The organism is Sporolactobacillus sp. KGMB 08714 (assembly GCF_036598985.1).
Classification (GTDB): Bacteria; Bacillota; Bacilli; order Bacillales; family Sporolactobacillaceae; genus Sporolactobacillus.
This window is the reverse complement of sequence record NZ_JAUUBW010000013.1, coordinates 22748-42850: the sequence shown is the minus strand read 5'-3', so window position 1 is coordinate 42850 and position 20103 is coordinate 22748. Positions and strand designations below refer to the sequence as shown.

The 20103-nt window shown below is 45.0% G+C and carries 19 protein-coding genes and 1 pseudogene; 11 read left to right on the top strand and 9 right to left on the bottom strand.

Annotation, left to right across the window (positions count from 1 at the left end; translation table 11 throughout):
- The first annotated feature begins 48 nt into the window (after positions 1-48).
- Positions 49-366 carry a cytochrome C biogenesis protein gene (locus Q6A92_RS07835; protein ID WP_332237598.1) on the top strand — a complete coding sequence of 106 codons (318 nt, stop codon included), beginning with the start codon at positions 49-51 and terminating at the stop codon, positions 364-366.
- A 39-nt stretch (positions 367-405) separates the two neighbouring features.
- Complete coding sequence (locus Q6A92_RS07830; protein WP_332237597.1) at positions 406-855, top strand: GNAT family N-acetyltransferase; 450 nt, start codon at positions 406-408, stop codon at positions 853-855.
- Between the two features lie 31 nt (positions 856-886).
- Here the strand turns inward: Q6A92_RS07830 and Q6A92_RS07825 are convergent, their stop codons facing one another.
- A complete protein-coding gene (locus Q6A92_RS07825) occupies positions 887-1780 on the bottom strand; it encodes an AraC family transcriptional regulator (protein ID WP_332237596.1) in 894 nt (297 codons plus the stop codon).
- A gap of 130 nt (positions 1781-1910) precedes the next feature.
- Between Q6A92_RS07825 and Q6A92_RS07820 the strand changes: the two genes are divergently transcribed.
- The gene (locus Q6A92_RS07820) at positions 1911-3116 is read left to right on the top strand and encodes an MFS transporter (RefSeq protein ID WP_332237594.1); all 1206 of its coding nucleotides are present in this window, start codon (positions 1911-1913) and stop codon (positions 3114-3116) included.
- 596 nt (positions 3117-3712) lie between these two features.
- Here Q6A92_RS07820 and Q6A92_RS07815 read toward each other — a convergent pair.
- Entirely contained in the window at positions 3713-4960 is a 1248-nt protein-coding gene (locus tag Q6A92_RS07815; protein WP_274401104.1) for an MFS transporter, read from the bottom strand.
- Positions 4961-5192: 232 nt separating this feature from the next.
- Between Q6A92_RS07815 and Q6A92_RS07810 the strand changes: the two genes are divergently transcribed.
- On the top strand, positions 5193-5789 hold the full coding sequence (locus tag Q6A92_RS07810) for a winged helix-turn-helix domain-containing protein (protein ID WP_274401105.1): 597 nt from the start codon (positions 5193-5195) through the stop codon (positions 5787-5789).
- 285 nt (positions 5790-6074) lie between these two features.
- Here the strand turns inward: Q6A92_RS07810 and Q6A92_RS20265 are convergent.
- The 4 genes and pseudogenes from Q6A92_RS20265 to Q6A92_RS07795 all read right to left on the bottom strand — a co-directional run.
- Positions 6075-6380: pseudogene (locus Q6A92_RS20265) on the bottom strand (transposase); the annotation flags it as partial.
- Between the two features lie 394 nt (positions 6381-6774).
- On the bottom strand, positions 6775-7683 hold the full coding sequence (locus Q6A92_RS07805; RefSeq protein WP_274401107.1) for a carbon-nitrogen hydrolase family protein: 909 nt from the start codon (positions 7681-7683) through the stop codon (positions 6775-6777).
- A gap of 170 nt (positions 7684-7853) precedes the next feature.
- Positions 7854-8189: a GlpM family protein gene (locus tag Q6A92_RS07800; RefSeq protein ID WP_274401108.1), complete on the bottom strand. Its 336-nt coding sequence runs from the start codon at positions 8187-8189 to the stop codon at positions 7854-7856.
- Between the two features lie 184 nt (positions 8190-8373).
- Positions 8374-8880 (bottom strand): O-acetyl-ADP-ribose deacetylase, encoded by a 507-nt coding sequence (locus tag Q6A92_RS07795; protein ID WP_274401109.1) that lies wholly within the window; start codon positions 8878-8880, stop codon positions 8374-8376.
- Between the two features lie 912 nt (positions 8881-9792).
- Here Q6A92_RS07795 and Q6A92_RS07790 point away from each other — a divergent pair.
- From Q6A92_RS07790 to Q6A92_RS07775, 4 genes are read left to right on the top strand one after another with little or no spacing between them, the layout of a single operon-like run.
- Entirely contained in the window at positions 9793-9945 is a 153-nt protein-coding gene (locus tag Q6A92_RS07790; RefSeq protein WP_332237592.1) for a hypothetical protein, read from the top strand.
- The gene (locus tag Q6A92_RS07785; RefSeq protein WP_274401113.1) at positions 9942-10571 is read left to right on the top strand and encodes a cytochrome b N-terminal domain-containing protein; all 630 of its coding nucleotides are present in this window, start codon (positions 9942-9944) and stop codon (positions 10569-10571) included. The genes Q6A92_RS07790 and Q6A92_RS07785 overlap by 4 nt, the downstream gene beginning before the upstream one ends.
- Positions 10552-11517 carry a hypothetical protein gene (locus Q6A92_RS07780; protein WP_332237589.1) on the top strand — a complete coding sequence of 322 codons (966 nt, stop codon included), beginning with the start codon at positions 10552-10554 and terminating at the stop codon, positions 11515-11517. Before Q6A92_RS07785 ends, Q6A92_RS07780 begins: the two co-directional genes overlap by 20 nt.
- On the top strand, positions 11514-11738 hold the full coding sequence (locus Q6A92_RS07775; RefSeq protein ID WP_332237588.1) for a hypothetical protein: 225 nt from the start codon (positions 11514-11516) through the stop codon (positions 11736-11738). The genes Q6A92_RS07780 and Q6A92_RS07775 overlap by 4 nt, the downstream gene beginning before the upstream one ends.
- 1634 nt (positions 11739-13372) lie before the next feature.
- Here Q6A92_RS07775 and Q6A92_RS07770 read toward each other — a convergent pair.
- A complete protein-coding gene (locus Q6A92_RS07770; RefSeq protein ID WP_332237587.1) occupies positions 13373-15130 on the bottom strand; it encodes a GGDEF domain-containing protein in 1758 nt (585 codons plus the stop codon).
- A 518-nt stretch (positions 15131-15648) separates the two neighbouring features.
- On the opposite strand from Q6A92_RS07770, the gene Q6A92_RS07765 reads away from it, so the two are divergent.
- Positions 15649-16560, top strand: a complete 912-nt coding sequence (locus Q6A92_RS07765) for a proline-specific peptidase family protein (RefSeq protein WP_332237586.1) — start codon at positions 15649-15651, stop codon at positions 16558-16560.
- A 387-nt stretch (positions 16561-16947) separates the two neighbouring features.
- Here Q6A92_RS07765 and Q6A92_RS07760 read toward each other — a convergent pair whose 3' ends face one another.
- Together Q6A92_RS07760 and Q6A92_RS07755 are read right to left on the bottom strand one after the other, a co-directional pair.
- A complete protein-coding gene (locus tag Q6A92_RS07760) occupies positions 16948-17649 on the bottom strand; it encodes a hypothetical protein (protein ID WP_332237585.1) in 702 nt (233 codons plus the stop codon).
- A gap of 410 nt (positions 17650-18059) precedes the next feature.
- Positions 18060-18371, bottom strand: a complete 312-nt coding sequence (locus tag Q6A92_RS07755; protein ID WP_332237584.1) for a hypothetical protein — start codon at positions 18369-18371, stop codon at positions 18060-18062.
- Between the two features lie 219 nt (positions 18372-18590).
- Here Q6A92_RS07755 and Q6A92_RS07750 point away from each other — a divergent pair, with 219 nt between their 5' ends.
- A complete protein-coding gene (locus tag Q6A92_RS07750) occupies positions 18591-18818 on the top strand; it encodes a hypothetical protein (RefSeq protein WP_332237583.1) in 228 nt (75 codons plus the stop codon).
- Between the two features lie 189 nt (positions 18819-19007).
- Positions 19008-19685: a DUF3427 domain-containing protein gene (locus Q6A92_RS07745; protein ID WP_332237638.1), complete on the top strand. Its 678-nt coding sequence runs from the start codon at positions 19008-19010 to the stop codon at positions 19683-19685.
- The last annotated feature ends 418 nt before the right edge of the window (positions 19686-20103 follow it).

The following is a 20103-nucleotide window of genomic DNA, read 5'->3' as shown; positions in this document are numbered from 1 at the left end:
ATCTGGGTTACGATACTGGTGTTAAGCATTCAGACGGGAGAAGAGAAAATGGAGATCAGATATTGTAAGGTCGAGGTACTGATACCTGAAGAGTTTATTGTTAAACTGAGAAACGGATTAAATGAAATGGGTGTTCTTACCGTAGGCCGTTATGATCATGTCGTCTCATATTCAAGAGTGCGGGGCTACTGGAGGCCATTGCAGGGAGCCAATCCTTATGATGGAGAAATCGGCGGCCTTTCATCGGGATCGGAATGCAAACTGGAATTCAGATGCCGTTATGATGAGATAGCCGACGTGAAAAAGGTGATCAGGGGGATCCATCCTTATGAAGAACCGATAATCAATGTGCTGCCTTTACTGTAGGGCCGGGATTGGTATAACTATGAAAGGGGAGCGGAAGTCATGGAACTGAATTGGAAAATCAGGAAATTCTCACAGTTGACTGTACGGGAATTATATGAAATATACAAAATAAGGGAAGCTGTCTTTGTTGTTGAACAAAACTGCCCCTATCATGAAGTGGACGAAAACGATTTGAAAAGCCTCCATGTGTATGCCCTGGATGATCGCCGGGAGATCATTGCCTACGCACGTATTTTTCAGGCAGAGGATGCTGTCACGTTCGGGCGTGTCTTAATCAATCGAAAATACAGGGGAAAAGGCCTTGGCAAAGAGCTGGTTTCAAAACTTATAGAAGTCATCGGAGACACAGCTCCCGGAGCAAAAGTGGTCATTGAGGCTCAGGAGTATATACAGCCGCTTTATGCATCGTTTGGTTTTAAAAGAACCTCGGAGGTTTATCTGATCGACAATATTCCTCACGTTACGATGGAACGCGTTCAGAGCCGTTGATGATTCATTCGCGAATTTATCCGGAAGGTGATCATGAAGTCTGTTTTGAACGGCCGGAAGCAATCTGTGTCCGCATCATCTGCGGTGTTATGCCTTTTTGCCGCTTGAATACGCGGCTGAAGTAGTTGGCGTCATTAAATCCGACAGCGAGGGCGATCTCTGTGATGTTTAACGGGCTGTTCTTCAGCAGTTCGCCGGCCTTATCGATTCTTAACGAATTAATATAATTAACGACGGTCTTGCCGTATATTTTTTTAAACGTGCGGCAGAAATGCGATTCGCTCATTAATGCCCGACCGGCAAGCTCGGCAACAGTCAGCGATTTCTGATAGTGCTCGTTCATATAGAGGATGACCGACTTCAGCCGGCTGAGGCTGTTCATCCGTGTGTCGAACCGCTTTTTTGTGTAAATTTTGTTGACATAACTGCGCAGAAGCAGAACAAACAGTTCGAGAACGGAAGACTGAACGGCAAGTTCGAAACCGCCCCTGCGCTCCTCGTCTTCCTGAATCAGGCTGCGGATACAGCTCTGGATCTGTCTGTCTCCTCTTACCAGATGGCTGAAGCAGACCAATTGCTGTGAAAGCAATACGGCAAACTTAAGGGTGCTTAAGCCGGGCATCAGGCTGAACATCGCCGCCGGATCAATTCGGATCACATAGCAGCTCAAACTGCTGGATCTGCTTTCCAGGACGTGCAGTTCATTACTGTTGATCAGCGCGACGTCGCCGGGGCGCATGTCCATTTGCTCTGAGTCGCATCGAAGCAGCCCCGTCCCGGAAGTCAGATAGTACAATTGGAACTCTTCATGCCAGTTTTCTTTGAAAGTCGGTCCGGATCCGAGATGCACACGTTTTTGGATATCAACATATGGGTGCACGTCCGGTTTGGGCTTGCTGTAGTGATTGGCTTCGCTCTTTATCATCCGAAACCCTCCCGATCAAAATTGTGCTATAGATGAGCAAAATCGTTCATGAGCTTTATGGATTCTTCTGATAGTATAGAAGTATTCATCTTTTGTGTAAAAGAATGCGGCTTATCGGGAGGCCTGAATAATGAGTATGGCAATGCAAACGGTTAAGGCGGGGGCCAAAAGGCATCTTGCTTCGAAAAAAGCACTGGCCGGCCTCAGCCTGACACATTTTCTGAATGATGTAATGACGACCGGTATTGTACCGGCACTTCTGCCGCTTTATAAACAGGCGTTTCATCTTAATTATCTGCAGGCCGGGGTGATTTTACTGGTCTCGATGCTCACGTCTTCGATCTCACAGCCATTGTTCGGCATTCTTACCGATAAAAAAACGAAGTCGTGGTTCCTGCCGGCCGGCATTTGCCTGACCGGCCTCGGCCTGACGGCTTCAGGTTTTGCGCCCGTTTACTGGCTATTGCTTGTTCTGGTTGGTCTGTCTGGAATCGGCTCCGGCATTTTCCATCCTGAAGCGATGCGCGGTGCTTACATGGCAGCCGGCAACGCCCGGGGAACGGCGCAGGCGATCTTTCAGGTCGGCGGCAACTTCGGCCAGGCCGTCGGGCCGCTGCTCCTGCCGCTTTTTTTGATCGCAACCGGTCTGCGCGGACTTGGCTGGTTTATCCTGGCGACTGTCCTCGGCTTCATGATTGTGCTGACGATCCTGCCCTGGTACCGGCGGAGTCTGGTACGGCACCAAGCGCGCCAGGCAAATATTAAAGGGCGGAATCATCCGGGCGGTCTTATTCTGCTGACAGTCGTGGTTATTCTCCGCTCCTGGACACAGATCGGCGTCGCCGGGTTCCTGCCCTTTTTGTACCTGCATCAGGGCATTGCGCTGAAGTACGGCGACCTGCTGACCTTTTTGTTTCTTGCTGCAGGAGCCGCGGGGACTTTCCTGGGCGGAAGGCTTTCCGACACGATCAGCCGCAAGTGGCTGCTGTTCGTTTCGATGGCCGTTACCGTTCCGTTTGCCTGGCTGCTGCCGCACGTTCACGGCATTTTCTCGGTCATCGTGCTGTTTGTCTTCGGCCTTTTTGTTCTGTCTTCATTCGCCGTCACAGTTGTTTACGGACAGATGATGTTTCCGAAAAACATCGGTCTTGTTTCCGGGCTGATGGTCGGCTTCGGAATCGGTGCCGGCGGAATCGGCGCAACGGTCATCGGCTGGCTTTCCGACCTGTACGGCGTGTACGCTATCTTCAATCTGTTCGCAATTCTGCCGCTGCTGGCAGCGGTCCTCACACTTTTCCTGCCGAGCGAACGCGTGCTTCTTCGCACAGAAAAATAAAAGAAGCCGCGAATAAAACGGCAGTAACGCATTCCGCACCTTTTCAGGTGCTTTTTTTTCGGACAAAGTTTGGAAGCAGACTACAGCGGCAGAGGCATAAAGCAGCTGTGCAGCATCCAGGTGCGAGGCGATGATGGAGGGAAAAGCTGGCGGGTGTTTCTCCATAGAAAATCCGCTACTTAATATAAAAAATACGCTCCGTCTGCAGGGCGAAGCGTATTGCTGAGTTTCTATTCTTATGTGCATGCGCTGTTACTTGCCCGGCAAGAGACCTGTTTTTTCATTCAATGCGGCTGCCGATGCCGTGAAAAAGCGGTATTTTGCTTTTAGTTTTAAGAGTATTCTTTTAGCTCATTTTCCTGCTGTACTGTCAGATGATGATCGCTTTTTTCCTGAAACTGTCAATCGTTCGAAAAAGTATAGTAAAAAAGTTTAATTGATTTAAATTTTTTTTGATATATATAATTTTATACGTGTTCAAGCGCTTTTTAACTAGAATATCCCTGTGATTCTTTAAATATTGATTAGTACAGTAGATTTATCTACCAACTTGAGATCCAAACATCGTAAAGGTGTACACGCATCAGCGTCTGAATTTATGCAGGCGTCGTTGTCTCACCCCAATCTTTATTATCTCCTCTAACGTCTCTGTAAATTAATGGATAGAAAGAAAAAACATATAATAACAGAATAATGCCATTCGCGATAAAAATATATGTACCGTTCAGTGTGCTTTGAAATAAAAATGTGTAAAATAATGTCCCTATCGGCATTATTGAAGATACGGCAGTAGTTAAGGTGGCCATTACCCTTCCCAGAATATGAGTTGGTACGGTAGATTGTAACCGTACATTGATCGATATATTTAAAATGGCGTTCATAAATCCTGATAATGTCATAATAAGGAACCCGTATAAACCAATCCTTAAAGGATCATGAAACAGATATACCAAAAATCCTAATAAAACCATACAAATACCCATGATGGATAAGGGTAGAAAAAGTTTTAAAGAAAAGTGTTTCTTGCTGGGTAAAATGGTCATTAACAAGCCTCCAATTAACAGGCCAACCGAAAAACCAGTCTCAATATATCCAATGGGACTATTTCCTGCATGAAGACGGTTGATTATCATAAAAGGCATACCAATAGTAACAGCTGTAAAGAGAAAATTGATGACAACAGCCATAATAATGATATCTCTGATAAGATGACGCTTTTTCATGTATGCTACTCCATTTTTGAAGTTTGAGAATTGTGTTGATAAGGTATTTGTTTTTATGTCAGGAGTAGCATTATTGCTTTCATAGTAAAAATGCATCGTTAATAATATTAAGAAAGAAATAGCGGTGGCTATTATTTCGATGAAGATAAATGCATTAAAACCTGTTAGAGCATATAAAGCGACACCTAACATTGGAGCTAAAACAGAAGAAAGGGCTGAGGCTGATTGTGTTAATGAACTCAGTTTTTGAATATTCCTATCGTTAACCAGTTCATGAACAGAAGCTGAATATGCAGTGGTACTAAAACTGTTTGAAATAGAATCCACCAACACAAAAATAGCTACTGGAATAAGCTTATAAATACCAGAAACTAAATTAATGGAAAGAGCAAAAATGAGCAAAAAAACTAGTCTGGTTAGGATACTAAACATTAAAATATTTTTATGCCGATATTTATCAACTAAGTTGCCAACGGGTATCAAAAACAACACATTCACAAGAGGTGAAATAATAATTGCAAGTCCAAAACTAAGGGGAGACTTTGTGTCATGCATAAGCATCAACCCCATGGCCATTGAAAACATCCCAGCACTTAAGGCACTAATTAAGTTACTGGACACATCTTTTATTATTTGAATATTAGATTGATGATCTGTGATTTTAGTTTGTTCATTTGTGGCTGCCGATGTTGTAGTTAAAGAATTATTATTTGCCGTAACAAAGCCTCCAATTATTGGATATTAATATAAAATAAAATATAATCAATTAAATTTATTTAGCCGATATGCAAAATATAACCAATTGATTTCATTCTGTCAAGACTTTATGATAATTATCATGGGGTGAATAGAAATGATGAAAAACGTAATCTCACAATTGGCGAAACTAATGGCAGATGAGAAAATTATTGCTATTTTGAAGGCAACAAAGGACAAAAAAGGGTTGACTTCAAAGGAAATTTCTAAAAAGGTTAACATCCCCACGAATCAACTTTACTATTCAGTTAAAAAAATGGTGGATGAAGGATTATTAGAGGTTACTCAAAAGAAAAACATAAAAAATTTTCAGGAGTTTTATTATTCCAGTTATAAAATGACTCATCACAGTTCAAAAACACTTTCCGATACCATTGACGGTATTGAAGATGGCGTAAATATCTCGGCAAAATGGGTCGAGCAACATAGCAAAGAAGTTGCACAATGGATTTTATATGAAACCCAGCAGTTTTTAGAATCGATGCAAGCAGACATTAAAGAGTATGGAAGTGATCCTCAACAGGAAGTTAATATTCATGCTGGGGCTTTTAGCAGTTCTCCAAAATTATCAAGAGAGGCCGAAACAAAGCTTTTGGAAGACATACTGCTGTTAATTGAAAATGCCCCCAAAAATGATCAGGGGAAAGATAAGAAAACGATCAACCTATTAGTTGAAAAATGGTCACAAAAATAATATAAATCCTGCATTCCCGTGTTTTTATACTAAGGTCATGAGAATCCTTGATTTAAAGGGATTTATCGACCAAGAGCTTCTTGTATAATGATACCCATGAGAAAACGGCATTAGGCTAAAGATCCTTTACTAATGCGGACTTGGGGGCACCTTGGTATAATTTTCCGGGAATCTAGGATAATTGCACAATGTTTGGAGGTGAGTTTGCAAATATGGAAAATTGGAACTCAAGGAATTCAAAAGGGCTCAGAAAAGATTAAATAATAAAATTATCTGATTATCCCGTTAGCTCAGGTTCCTCGATAAATGCTTTAGCGTTGGAGATAGACGCAAGCAGCCAGTGTGCAGATGATCGGGATTGTTTTTCAGATCAAATTTTATGCCCTGAACCTCAGACCCCTTCTCTGACAAAGCGTGATAGGAACTTAAGTCATCCGTATGGATCACGGCATCGGGTGCCAATACTTTTTCCGCCAACCCCTTGAGGGTTTGGCCTTTAACATCGGGAACGACCCGCATCCTGGCATACTTGGAGTGACCTTTAGTATTGAAGGAAATGCCCACAACGACCGTTGCCTTCTCAGTACCCCGTCCGCATTTCCCGCCTTCAGTGGGTCACCCAAAAGGGCATCATCCCGTGCGGACATCGCACGCCGGATCTTGTGAAGCATCAGCCAGGCCGTTTTATGAGTCACACCGTTCTGATAGGAAAGCATCACGGCAGAGAGCCCCCCCTTTATTCTGACACGTCATGTAGAGAGCCCAGAACCACTTTCTCACAATGGCAGAGGAGCGTTCCATCACGGCCGTTGTCTGGCGGCCACAGTGCTTGCACGTATAAAGCGGAAGCCGTTTCTGACGGTGAAAAAAGCTCATCGAATTCTGGTTTTCCATAATGAATCGCCCCCGAACATACACTCTCTATAATTCAATGATATCGAATATTCGTGAATCAAAAAGGAAATAAGTCAAGGGGATAATCAGATTATTTTTTTATAAGCGTCGAATCTTTTAACGTATCTTTGAACATTTCGATATATTTTTCCGGTCTCCAGTCGGTTCCCCCGACTGACGCGTTGTATTTGAACAGAGACCGGGAAGCGAGGGACAGGTCAATGGTCGCAGTGAACATCTCCGACTCGCCGGCGACATCATCCGTAAATTTGTGCCCTGCAAAGTAGTACGGTTCCCATGTCTTCCGGCTCGGCCCGATAATGCTGCTGCCTCCCCAGAAGTCATTATACAGATCCCTGCCGCCCAGGTTGGCAGACGCGATATAAATGCCTTCGCGGATCACCCCGGCTTCCAGCGTTGTCGTGCCTAATCCTTTGCCGTGGCATTTGGCAAGCGCCGTACTATTGATATAAAGCCGGCAGCCTTTGGCAGCGTAATAGCGCATCAGTTCGGGGAAACAGTAGGAGTCGTAACAGATGGCGCAGCCGACGGGCCCCCAGGGTGTATCTAATATAAAAGGCCGATCGCCGCGGGCCGCCCAATTAGGCTCCGGGGCCGGAAGATGCATTTTCCGGTAAGAACCGACCAGTCCTTCCGGTGAGAAAACGGCCAGAGCGTTATAGAGCCTGGACGGATCCGCCGTGTCTTTTTCAGGCATGCCGAAAACTGTGTAGATGCCGTATTTTTTCGTCAGACCGGCGATTTCATAAGTGGACTCGCCCGGTATCGTCTCGGAAAGCTTAAACTGCATTTTTTCTTCAAGAGGTTTTTCGGCTTCGTCGTCATAACCCGTCAGAGCCATTTCAGGAAAAACAATAAAATCGCTGCCTCTTTTGGCGGCACTCTCGATGTACCCTTTTATACGATTCAGGTTCTTTTCCTTATCTCCCCAGACAGCGTTAAAGGTGACAACGGACAGGTTCATCACATCTTTGAACATGTGTTACCTCTTCTTCCTGTAGTAAATTTTGTACATATAAATGATATCATTATATTATGAAATGTCAGTTTATTTGTCAGATAATGTTCCATAAAAAATCTGAATCAATAAAAGAGAAATCCCTTCTTTAGATCGGAAAAGATTCCCAGTGTGCAAGGGTTAATTAACCCTTACAGAAAATGTTTGCAGAGCAGCATATAGATAATGTAGAGCACTGCAGCAATAAACGCGGCATATACCGGCTTGAACCAGTTGGTCAGGATAAAAACAGAAAGAATCAAAACAACAGCACCAACAGCGCCAAAGACCGCATTAAATTCAGTCGCCCGGAATTCTTTCAAATCCATGTATTTCATCTGCATGCGCATATTTATCAGTGTCATGACCGGTATAAAGGTGATGACTCCTGATAAAAACAAAAATTTGGACTTACTAAAATAGGACATGAGTACAAAAAGCGTGCCGCCGATAATAAACTTTAAACCGTCGTCCAAAACCGTCTGCAATCACATTCACCTTATCAAAAAAGAGATTTTTCTCATTATAATTCAGATTCTGGTTCTTGGGCTGGAAATCAGACGAACTTCTGATGGAATTTGTGTGAATTAGTTTTCTGCAGACTAACGAATTGGAGATATCGGCCGCCTTGCGGTCATAAAAGGAACAACCGTCCGGTGAAAGAAATTTGAATCAGCCCTCATTAGCCTTTTCATAGGCTCTTCTTGTTTCGTCATCAAAGCACACCATCATCACTTTTTCGACATGGTTCGAATGATCCAGAAATCCGCGAATCGCCTGAACGGCAATGGGGGCCGCCTGTTCCAGCGGGAAATGATAAACCCCTGTGCTGATAGAAGGAAAGGCAACTGTCCGGCATCCATAGCTGTCGGCCAATTTCAGGCTGTTGACATAACTGTTTCTCAGCAGATCGGGTTCATGACGGTTGCCGCCCTGCCACACCGGGCCGGGAGTATGGATCACATATTTTGCCGGCAAACGATAGCCCTTGGTGATTTTTGCCTCGCCGGTCGCACATCCATGCAGCGTCCTGCACTCTTCCAACAGCTGCGGCCCGGCTGCGCGGTGAATGGCACCGTCTACACCGCCGCCGCCGAGCAGCGTTGTGTTTGCGGCGTTGACAATGGCATCTGCCTTGACCGTTGTAATATTTCCGAGAACGATAGCGAATGATTTCATAGATCGTGCCTCCCGAGTATCATGATTAAGTCTATTATAAAGCACAGAGAAAAACAGTGTTTAACCAGCGGGCGCGGAACTCAGGGAGGATATAATTCGCGGCGACGTCCGGCAAACAGGCAGAAAACGCATGCCTTAACCTGATAAGTCAATCGGCGGACAGTGTGAAAACGTAATATTTTGCCGTTCGTGTATCTGCCTTTCTTAAGTCCGCAACTGGATACCGGACATACAAAATGCACCTTTGCAAAGGGCGTTTTTTTAATGATGAAAAGGCCGTAAAATAACCCTGCATATCAAAAGTGCGAGACTAGATGGGGCTATATATTCTTGCTTTTAGGTTAAATTTTTATTCCAATTATATTACTGGCCTGCTTTCGCTGAATTTTTCTCTCTTACCAAAATTATTTTTGTCTTTTTTTTCCCAATGGATTGCCGCATGTTCAAGGCGGACATCATTTCTGCTTTTCCTTGAGAAATGATCCTTTTCTTTTAAAAATGTGAGCATCTCAATCAGCCCATCGAGATATGGACTTTTTAAAAAATAATATTGCCCGGGACAATCTTCTTCGAACCTCAGTAATCGTCTCTAAGATCGAAGCAATTTTCCCCCTGATTCTTGGATGATCGTTTTCGAACCCGAGGTGAGTGTCTCTGAGTTTAAGGCTGACAGGAGTTTCAGCATTTGCCTATCGGCTGTGCAGCGACAGTGACTGTTAAGATCATCCATTAAAAAATGTTTAAAGCAATAACTTGGCGAACATAATCGTCAAAATAGGAGGAAATCAGGAGCAGATCAGACGAAAATGTCGATTTACAATAATGTAATAGAGAATCTATTGATTTTGTAACGCTTACATATAAAATAGGTTTGTACCTATAAAATTGTTAGTAGTAAGGGAGACGTAACTAATGAATCAATTACAACCACCAATTCACGCGGGCTGGGCATGGCATTTCGGTTGGTTGAATCTATCTGTCGCTGACATCGTCGTCGTCGCTCTCATGCTGATCGTATTTGTTCTGGCGCTTGTTATTCCGTTTCCCGGGGGACGAGAAAAATGAGCAAAAATATGACACGCGGTGTTCGGAATTGGATTGACAGAAATCTGCCGATGAAGCATTTGCTTCCCGACACTATGCCCGCTTATGTAAACTCATACGTCTATTTGTTCGGCATTCTGACGCTTGGATCATTTGTCTGGCTGATTGTGACGGGAACGGTACTGGCTATTTTCGGACCGCAGTGGTGGCATCTTTCGGCTGTCGGCCATTTTTTCAACAGTATGCATTTCTGGTGCGTGCAGGCATTCTTTTTCTTTATGGTACTGCACCTGTGGGCCCAGTTCTTAATGGCTTCCTGGCGCGGCGGACGTCATTGGATCTGGATCGGCGGATGGTTAATGTTTCTCGTATCCCTCGTTGCCGGACTGACCGGCTATCTGTCGCAAAACAATTTTGATTCGCAGTGGATCGGCGTTCAGGGTAAAGATGCGATCAACTCAACGGGGTTCGGAGGATTCTTCAATGTACTGAACTTTGGCCAGATGTACGGACTGCACATCTTTGTCATTCCATTCGTGCTCTTTTTACTGCTGACTTTCCATATTCTGCTTATTCGGATACATGGCGTTGTTGAGCCGATGGCGGGCAAGAAGGGGGACGAAATACGTGGAAAAGCCAATTCGTGATTATCCGAACGACCGCTATCCGCAGGTTCAGTACGACCTGGTTCGTGAAATGCTGATTGCGCTCGGTGTGGTCGGTGTATTGATTATTATCCTTGCAGCGCTCTTTTCCTCTCCGGACGTTCCGGCCCTGACGTCGAAACAAGTCACCCAGCAGGCGCCGAAGCTGCTGGTACAGACAGCGCTTGACGATTTATCAGGACAGGATCCGATTTCTTCATACGGACCTCCGTATAATAATACGCCGGACGCCTCTCAAAAATTAGGATTTTTCTCCCCTCAGTCATGGGCAGGTGTCCGGATTCCGGTCAATTCGGCAAAAACAGAAGTCCTCGGACCTCTTGAAAAAATTGTTCCGTTTAAACCGGCCTTGAAAAATTCACTCGATATGTGGAACGCGGCTTCGTCCAAACAGCAGACGGCCTGGACGACGGCCGCCTCCAAAGGCCTGGACAAGGCGTCCGTCACGTCTACCAGCATTAACTGGCTCGGGAATCAGTCGGACTACGGGCCTCTGCCGCAGATCATCAATGAATATCTGCTGCTCGGCCATAGCGGTCTCCTCGAATCTGCTGCTGACAGTTTCGGATCGCCGATGCCTGAGACTGACCGGACGATTTCCCTGTTGCTTCTGCAGGATCAGCCCGACGCACAGTATGCTGATCAGCTGGACATGATGGGAGACCAGTGGGGCATTATCAAGGAAACCGGAAACTACCCGGGAGCTGTGTGGCTGTGGTTTTACACGCTTTTGTACCAAATTCCTCCCTTTAATGGATCCAGCTCCGCCGATTTGCTGGTTGTCATGACGGTGGCCATTGTGACACTGATTCTTATGCTCATTCCGTTTATTCCGGGTCTTAGATCGCTGCCACGCCGGCTTGGTCTATACCGCCTGATCTGGCGCCGTTATTACCGGGAAATAGCGACGGAAAGCGTAAAGAAATGAAACGGCGTCCGGTATTTTTGCCGCCGATCTGGCTGGCCTTACTTTTGTCTGCTGTCGGGATCGTTGGTATGAATCTACTCTACACAAGTATTACAGATGGTGGATTGATAAAAGGGATGATCGGCGCGCTTCTCCTTGTTACAGCGATGGTTGCGGTGGGAACACCGCTTGCATTTGCCCGAATGCTTCGCAAGGAGATTCGCGAAAAGCGCAAGCTATAAGAGCCGCTCGAACAAGTTTCCCGCTTATAATTTAAATATTCGAAGCCTTTTAAAAGGCACTCGACGCACGTTAAAGCGCCGGGTGTCTTTGTTTTAGGCGGATGATTCTGAGGCTTATGACTCGGCCGCTGCCTTATTGTGAAACAACCGAAAAGCAGGTGATGAAAAGGTTTCGAAGCGTTCTTATTCAGAGCTGAGCATCAGACGAGTAATGAGAAGCGAATCTAGTCAAGATCTCACCTTTCATTTATAATAGTTTATTATCGAACAGATTATCTATAAACTAATTAACAGGAGTGATTTGCATGAATTTAAATTTTACTGATCCAAAGATTAAACAGGCAATAGACGGTTTAACAATTGCTCTTGGCTATAAATAAAACAACAGCTCGAAAGACGGAGAACGTTCCACGATTGATAAACCAGGCGTGACAACCGGTAAACGGTTACAACAGTCGATAAACCAGGCATCGCTCCGAAAAAAGAATGAATCGCTTTAAAGTAGTGAACGATCGCCCCGAAAAAAGAATGAATCGCCCGAAAGCAGCGAGTTATCGCCCTAAAATGGTCTCGATTCGCCCTGTTCTGGCGGAGTATCGCCCTCTCAGGAGTTTATCGCCCCGAAAAATGAAGGAATCCCCCGAAAGCAGCGAGCTATCGCCCTAAAATGGCCTCGATTCGCCCTGTTCCGGCGGAGTATCGCCCTCTCAACAGTTTCTCGCCCCGAAAAATGAAGGAATCCCCCGAAAGCAGCGAGTTATCGCCCTAAAATGGTCTCGATTCGCCCTTTTCTGGCGGAGTATCGCCCCGTCAGGAGTTTATCACCCCGAAAAAAGAATGAATCGCCCGAAAGCAGCGAGTTATCACCCTAAAATGGCCTCGATTCGCCCTGTTCCGGCGAAGTATCGCCCCATCAAGAGTTTATCGCTCCGAAAAAAGAATGAATCGCCCTAAAACAGTGAACGCCCCGAAATGGTCTCAATTCGCCCTGTTATGGCAAAGTATCGCCCTCTCAAGAGTTCATCACCCCGAAAAATGAATGAATCGCCTTAAAGTAGTGAACGATCGCCCCGAAATGGTCTTGATTCGCCCTATTATGGCAAAGTATCGCCTCATCAAGAGTTTAAACCGAAAGTAACAACCGAAAGACTCCCCGTAATGGTTGATTGAATCAATCTGATAGAGCCTTCTGTTCTGATTATTTTCACTTATCCGTTTACTGCCGATTCTTTGATCGTTACTATTGATTTTTTGCGCTTAACTGTTGATATTTTGTTCTTTGCTGATGATAGCCTGTGTTTCCCGGCGATTTCCGCCACGGTTCACAGGGATACACGGCAGGCCGAAGAAAAAGATCGGGCGTTTCCGCCATTTAACGCCTGTCCATGCAGGATATCCCCCTTTTCAGAAGAATAAACCGCCGGCCGCATGAACATTCAGAGGAATAGATTGCCGCTCGTGCAAACCGATCGCTTTTCAGAAGAATAGACAGCGCCTTCACGCCGCGGCCCGGCTGGATACATGAACCGAGGGGATAATCGAGTAAATAACTAAAAAGATAGATGAATCACAAATGGTGCCTGCCTATTCGGTTGAATAAAACAGAGATTACGGATCCGACGGCCGCTTTGCCATTAAGTCTGAATCAGTAAATAGTTGTCGTCCTTCAGCTTTTTGCATTTTTTCTTCAATTGGGCCAGCCTTTCCGTTAAATCCGGCACGCTGGCAAAGTCGCGGCTTTGCACACGGATTCCGGCAGCAGAAGTGGTGATCAGTGAGAATCTTTCAATGACGCCCCAGCGGTTTTCGGCGATAATATAGCCGTTAGCTTTGTCGCTCGGGTTATAATAATGCAGAACTTTCCGCTGAAATTCTGAACTGACAGCGTCGCAATAACTTTTCAGATTCTTATCATCGAGAATGACAACGAAGTCGTCCCCTCCTACATGTCCGACAAACTGGCCGGGAGGAAGGTGAAGCACAAGAATATCCGCCAGAAGCTTGATCACGCAATCGCCGTTTTCAAAACCGTAGATATCATTGTATTCTTTAAAGTGGTTAATATCGAGGTAAAGGATACCGAAAGCCTTTTTTTCGGAAAGACACATTCTTATTTTTTGCTCGATCACGAGATTGCCGGGGAGTCCCGTCAGCGGATTTTCATATTTAGCCTTGACGACTTCTATCTCCGTTGTCTTCTGCAAAAGGTTCTTGATTGTCACCGTCCCGAGATATTTGCCGTCCTTAGTCACGACAATGAAATCGTACAGTTTTTCCTGCGGACGCGACATGGCCGCCTTCGATACTTCGTTAATCGGCGTCTGATAATCGACCGCTATGAATTCAGTATCCATGAGCAGCGATACCGGCTGATTCTGATACAGACTGAATCCGAATTGCCCGCTTAATTGCAAAGTCAGATGTGATTTGGTGATGATGCCGATGACGTGCCCGTTTTCTACGACGCAGAATCCGAAAGCATCCGGATTTGCCTTTAATTTATTATAAATGTCCTCTACTTTCGTTTCTCTTGAGACGATCTCGGACTGTGTGCAGATGTTTGAAATGTAGCTATTTGCGCTTGGCGACCCGAAAACATTATTTTTCCTTTTATGGCAATTGATAATCACAGTTCTGATATCATCGTCGACAGTTTTCAGTTGTTCGTTCGGTTTCTGGAGAAAAAATCCCTGTGCATAAGGAACTCCCAAATCAATCAGAATCGTCAGTTCCGATTCCGTTTCAATTCCTTCGGCAATCAGGTGAATATTCGAAAGACGGCAAAATTCGGTCATGCCTTTGATCAAAGCAAAGTTAAGCCCGCCGAGGTCGATGTCGTGAATCAGGCGCCGATCCAGTTTAATATAATGGGGGTGAATTGCGTTTATTAAATTTAAACCGGAGTACATTGCTCCTGCGTCGTCAATGGCGATCTGAAATTGTTCCGATTTAGAATGGTCAATGGCTGCTTTGAATTTTTCAATATCCGGGATGGAGTTGCGCTCTGTGATTTCGAAAACAATCCGGTTCGGTTCTAGACCGTATTGTTTCAGAGAGTGCCTGGCAAAGCTGAGAGAAAACTGCTCATGACTGATTATGATCGGGCTGACATTAAGAAAAAGTTTCGAATCACCGGAGAATGCCAGCCTGTCGCGGAAACTCTGCAAGGCTGTCGATCGGCAAAGCTGATCCAGTTTCCATAAGCGGTTGCATGTCCGCGCTGCGCGAAACAAATCTTCGGGATTCGTCAAATCCGTCGGGCAGGTGACCCGGCTCAGTGCCTCGTAACCGCATACCTCCCCGTTGCGCAAAGAGACAATCGGCTGGAAGACTGTTTTGATGTGTTTACCACGAATGATTTTATCCAATTCTCCGACAAATTTTTGCTTCATGGTTCATCATTCCCGAGCTTTCTCCTTTTTTAATCATAATTATACCTCGGTAAGTAAAATTTACTAATACGAAAGATGTTAATTTTATGTAAACCGGACCCTTACTTTTGGTTCTCCTTATGTGATCAACCGGATCGCTTCGGTCATTGTAGTCATCGGATCATTGAGCCGGATATTTAACAGCCGAATATTAGAGAATCATTTGGCAGGGGCCATGGTTCCTAATATTTTGAAATCTGCTGATCCATTCGATCGTTTTGAAAAAGGCGCGGCCGTATGCAATCGTTTCCCGATCCGATGCAGAAGGCTGATGTTATCCGCTTTTCCGTTCTGTGAAGGCGGGATCGGTTTACGGTAATCGTGATGAAAATTTTAGAATACTTTTGGGGAAAATAGCCGGATGGCCGTTCACGGGTATGCCGTCCCGGATCCGCTGCATCTAAAACTCACTCAATTTAAACCTGAACGCTTTAGTGCTATGATGACAGTAACCATTTAGAATTGGGGGATGATACATAATGAAACAGGGAACAACGATCCTAACTCTGGATAACGGCTACCACCTTTGGACGAATACTCAGGGGAGCGGCGATATCCATTTGCTTTGCCTGCATGGGGGCCCGGGCGGTACGCATGAGTACTATGAAAATTTTGCTCGGAAACTGGCGGAACAGGGCCTGAATATTCAGGTTCATATGTATGACCAGCTCGGCTCTTTTTATTCCGATCAGCCCGATTATTCCGATCCCGGAACTGCCGGGAAATATTTAACCTATGATTACTTCCTGGACGAAGTCGAAGAAGTCCGGCAAAAAATGGGCCTGGATCACTTTTACCTGATCGGCCAAAGCTGGGGCGGCTTGCTTGTTCAACTGTACGCCTTAAAATACGGCTCGCATCTCAAAGGCGCGATCATCTCATCGATGACGGATAACATCGACGAATATGTTGCCAATATCAACAAGATCCGGGAAAAGGCCCTGCCCGCCGATGCCGTCGCGTTTATGAAACAATGTGAGGCAACAAATGACTATGATAACGAGCGTTACCAGGGCTACGTTGACATTCTTAACCGGGGCTACGTCGACCGCCGCCAGCCGCCGGCCATTTCCCACCTGATTGATACGATGGCGGCCCCCGTCTACAACGTTTTCCAGGGCGACAACGAATTTGTAGTTACCGGGAAACTGCGGGAATGGGACGTACGCGATCGGCTGAAAAACATAACCGTTCCCACACTGGTAACATTCGGAGAGCACGAAACGATGCCTCTTTCTGCCGCCCGGCGGATGGCTGAAACGATTCCCCACGCCCGGCTTGCCACCACACCGGATGGTGGGCACCACCATATGATCGACAACGCTCCGGTCTATTTCGATCACCTGGCCCAGTTTATTAAAGACGTCGAGGCGGACCGCTTTAATGATTGACGGATAGCTGAAAGAAGAGGCTGTCCCAAAAGGTCGGCCGGTCCGTGTTTTAAAAAATTAACGACACTGCCTCATCGTTGATAGATTTCCCTTTGGATTGACAGATGAATCATAAAATCTGCTCATCTAGAGGGAATTTTATGTTCACAAGAATCTTTTATCGATGCGAAAAAAACAGGCCCCGTGCTCTGTGTATTCTGCTGAGCGGTTAAACCGTTGGCAGGGGAATCAGGAATGCGGTGGAAAAATACAGCCTTTTAGGAAACTATCGGCCGTCAAGTCGCCTTCAAAAAAAGCCATGCTGCGGTTTGTTTAGAAAAGTTTCCAGCCGGTCCCGGGGATTCTTCAATAAGCTGTTCCATTAAAATAGGAAGATCGGCAGGTTCTTTATTTTATCTCGCGATCTTTATTCCAGATGTAAGGACAGAATAATGCCGGATTTCCGGGAGAAACATAAGCGCAGATTTCATTTGCCTCCTTTTTCGATATCGTTCTGTTAAAATGCTGAGACAGCCATTTCTCCATATGTGCATCGAATAATACCGAACTTTCTTCTGTATTTTTAAATGGATAATGGAGGTCCAGCGATAATGTCAGAAAAAGAAAATTTGCTTTTTTGTCGCTGATTCCCGAAACTTCCTTAACATTGGCGACAAAAACGTGATAATCCATCGAGCTTCTTAACAGGTCGGCTGCAGAAGAGTACTTGTTTTCTATGATCGTCGACAGTGAAAAAATGTAATCGGTCATCTTTTGCGGGAAACGGTGAAGCGCCGGTTTTTGTGCAATCGCATCTTTGACCTTGTCACTATTCCGTGTGATCCACTGCGGATGAAGACGCTCCATCCCGATTCTCTTTCCAAGCTCATAAGGCAGATTCCAGGCTGCTTCCATTTTTACCGACTGATCGGCAACAATGGCTATCAGTAGTGCAAAACTGTTATTTTCCACTAATTTCCTGCTTTCCGGGGACATGTGAATATGATTCAGCAGGGATTCAGGCTTGTCCCTTTCAAAGCTTTTCTTCAGTTCCTCTAATTCAATAGACGGGATCGCACGATTTTCTTCTGATCTTTGATTTGTTTTCACATGATTGCCTCCGATCGAAAAATCTTCTCAAGTCAGTAAGGAACGGATAAAATCGAAAAAATCCGCCGGCCGGCGGCTGCGCCGCAGCAGCGATTCAGTCATCGGTTGAAATAACGGGTCTTGCATGGCGCCCGTCGCGGAAAAATATCTTCCGTCGTGAGACTGAATCGGCTTTTGCGGAAAGATTTTGCCGCCGGCCGCCGTAAGAATTGTTGGCTTTCATATATGGGCGTTTTGAAGTTCCCGGCAAGGTACCGGCCGTTGAGAGAATAGATCCGGCCTTCACGAAAATGTACGGGCGCTCCAGGAATAGATCCGCCTTTACGGAGCCCGTTTGATGATACAGAATCCATCTTCGATACCGGCAAGTTTTTATTCCGGATGGTCCTTAACTGCTGCTCCGTCCGGCATCAGCGAAGCAGAAAAAAAGCGGCAAGGATAAACAGCAGCCAGTAGGGGAACCAAAGCACCGCGTACAGAGAAACGGCCAGTGCCGCTTTCCAATCGTGCGGTTTTTGTCCGGCCAGGTGCGGCATGAACCCCATATAAAGCACGACTGATAAAATGGCCGCCCAGAAAAATCCCTTGGAAATCCATTCAACCGGTACACGCAGCAGGACCGCCGCCCTATAAGGCTGAAAAATCATAAACGTCATCACAAACAGAAGAAAGCCGTACAGGCAACTAAACAAATTAAGCTTCAGCAATGACTTCCGGTGCATGGTAGATGCTCCTTGAAAACATACTTAGATTCATATTGGTTCTTATACCAAGAGTATACCCGATCGTTAATGGCTTGCATAAATAAGAAAAAATAAAGCGGAATCTAAAGAAATTATGCAGGGAAAAGAGAACCCATTCAAGTTTACAACTTAATCCGGACATGCTGCTGAGATGCTTCTTTGCGCAGCCGTTCCAGAATAGAAGAAAGGCTTCATGTCGTGCTGGATAAACCGAGGCTTCATGTGACTTCGGCTAATTATAAATATCTTCAAGTATTGGATATTCTTGAAAACAAGGGCAGGTTCTATCTGAATGATGAAGATCTTCATCAAAAGGTCAACCGATTTATTATCGATAATCATATGGATTTTGGAAAACTGGTCGGGCTGGCGAGTAAAGGGTACCCAAATATCTTCTTAACCCTAGCTGTGGAGACACGCGTATGAAGCTTCATCTGGATAAAGGGTATTCAAGAAAACGAGTAGATGGTACGGAATCAAGTTTTTTCCTCAAACAATAGACCAAAATGCAATGAAAAGCTCAAAAGGCCTCGGCGAAGAATCCTTTTGAGCTTTTCTATTTTTTATTTAGGGATGGATGCCGAATCACCGACATTTTTCTGAAGTAAGGAAACACTGCTCCATGCCTTCGAGAGATTGAATCAAACCTTTGATGACCGGGCACAGATTGCACGGGAGATCAAATTATGTGCCTATGACCGGTCGCGTCATCAATTAATTCGTTCGCAGACTTTTAATGAGATACGCGGGGATGCAACGCAGAAATCATCTATCATAGATGTGCTGAATTACGGACTTTACCGTTACAGTCGGCAATTCGGATCTGAAAATTATGGCATCCCCTTCTTGAAATTGTACGAACAATATAGCACGAGAGATTTAGGACCACTGATCAATTTTGAGAAAAAATTAAGTGCCTTCAGAGGATCCACGATTCCAAATGGAAACGATTATTATCTGTTTATTGATTTAAATAAGGATGAGGACCTAAAGGACAGTATGAAATATAAAGACAAGTTTATCAGTCCAATGGTTTTTCAATGGGAAACGCCGAATTCAAACAGTCAGGAGAGCAAACAGGGACAGAGGATCATCAATAATAAAAAATACGGAATCAATCTTTATCTTTTCGTTCGAAAGTTTAAAGTCATTGATAACAATACTGAGCCGTTCATTTATCTTGGCAGGGGCGATGTCACGGCTTACCATGGCAATAAGCCGATCACGACAGAAATTACGCTGCATCATGAAGTGCCTATGCCCTTATATCTGGAATTTACTACAAAAACATAATGGGATGAATTTGATATCCGTTATACTTTGCGCATATGGGCCGACCGGCGACATCTGACAATTGGTAGCTTGAGGGTGATAACATTTCAGGCACTCCCCTCCCTGATTCCTTTTAGGGGTGCCGAGTCCAAAAAAGTGCTCTGTTTGATAGTTGACGTCCTTTAATGGCTTTGCTGCTTCCCGTTCATGTGATATTAACTGACTGAAGCCGTTCGGTATGATTGCAGCAGCGAACTATTCAAATGATTTAGTACGATTATGGATGCCGGACAGAATAGTGTTTACTTTTGCAGACGTTGGAATTAATGATGCCTGTTTTTATTCGCCCAAAAAACGGATTTTTCGGTAATATCAAATAAAAAATAGATAATGAAATAAATGATTGTACAGGATTTACGGAAATATCGTTTTTATGGAT

Bases quoted from the DNA above. Each gene is read 5' to 3' on its own strand.
- Q6A92_RS07835 (WP_332237598.1), top strand. From the start codon at position 49: ATGGAGATCAGATATTGTAAGGTCGAGGTACTGATACCTGAAGAGTTT.
- Q6A92_RS07820 (WP_332237594.1), top strand. From the start codon at position 1,911: ATGAGTATGGCAATGCAAACGGTTAAGGCGGGGGCCAAAAGGCATCTT.
- Q6A92_RS07770 (WP_332237587.1), bottom strand. From the start codon at position 15,130: ATGAAGCAAAAATTTGTCGGAGAATTGGATAAAATCATTCGTGGTAAA.
- Q6A92_RS07810 (WP_274401105.1), top strand. From the start codon at position 5,193: ATGATGAAAAACGTAATCTCACAATTGGCGAAACTAATGGCAGATGAG.
- Q6A92_RS07790 (WP_332237592.1), top strand. From the start codon at position 9,793: ATGAATCAATTACAACCACCAATTCACGCGGGCTGGGCATGGCATTTC.
- Q6A92_RS07755 (WP_332237584.1), bottom strand. From the start codon at position 18,371: ATGCACCGGAAGTCATTGCTGAAGCTTAATTTGTTTAGTTGCCTGTAC.
- Q6A92_RS07775 (WP_332237588.1), top strand. From the start codon at position 11,514: ATGAAACGGCGTCCGGTATTTTTGCCGCCGATCTGGCTGGCCTTACTT.
- Q6A92_RS07825 (WP_332237596.1), bottom strand. From the start codon at position 1,780: ATGATAAAGAGCGAAGCCAATCACTACAGCAAGCCCAAACCGGACGTG.
- Q6A92_RS07805 (WP_274401107.1), bottom strand. From the start codon at position 7,683: ATGTTCAAAGATGTGATGAACCTGTCCGTTGTCACCTTTAACGCTGTC.
- Q6A92_RS07830 (WP_332237597.1), top strand. From the start codon at position 406: ATGGAACTGAATTGGAAAATCAGGAAATTCTCACAGTTGACTGTACGG.
- Q6A92_RS07765 (WP_332237586.1), top strand. From the start codon at position 15,649: ATGAAACAGGGAACAACGATCCTAACTCTGGATAACGGCTACCACCTT.
- Q6A92_RS07785 (WP_274401113.1), top strand. From the start codon at position 9,942: ATGAGCAAAAATATGACACGCGGTGTTCGGAATTGGATTGACAGAAAT.
- Q6A92_RS07795 (WP_274401109.1), bottom strand. From the start codon at position 8,880: ATGAAATCATTCGCTATCGTTCTCGGAAATATTACAACGGTCAAGGCA.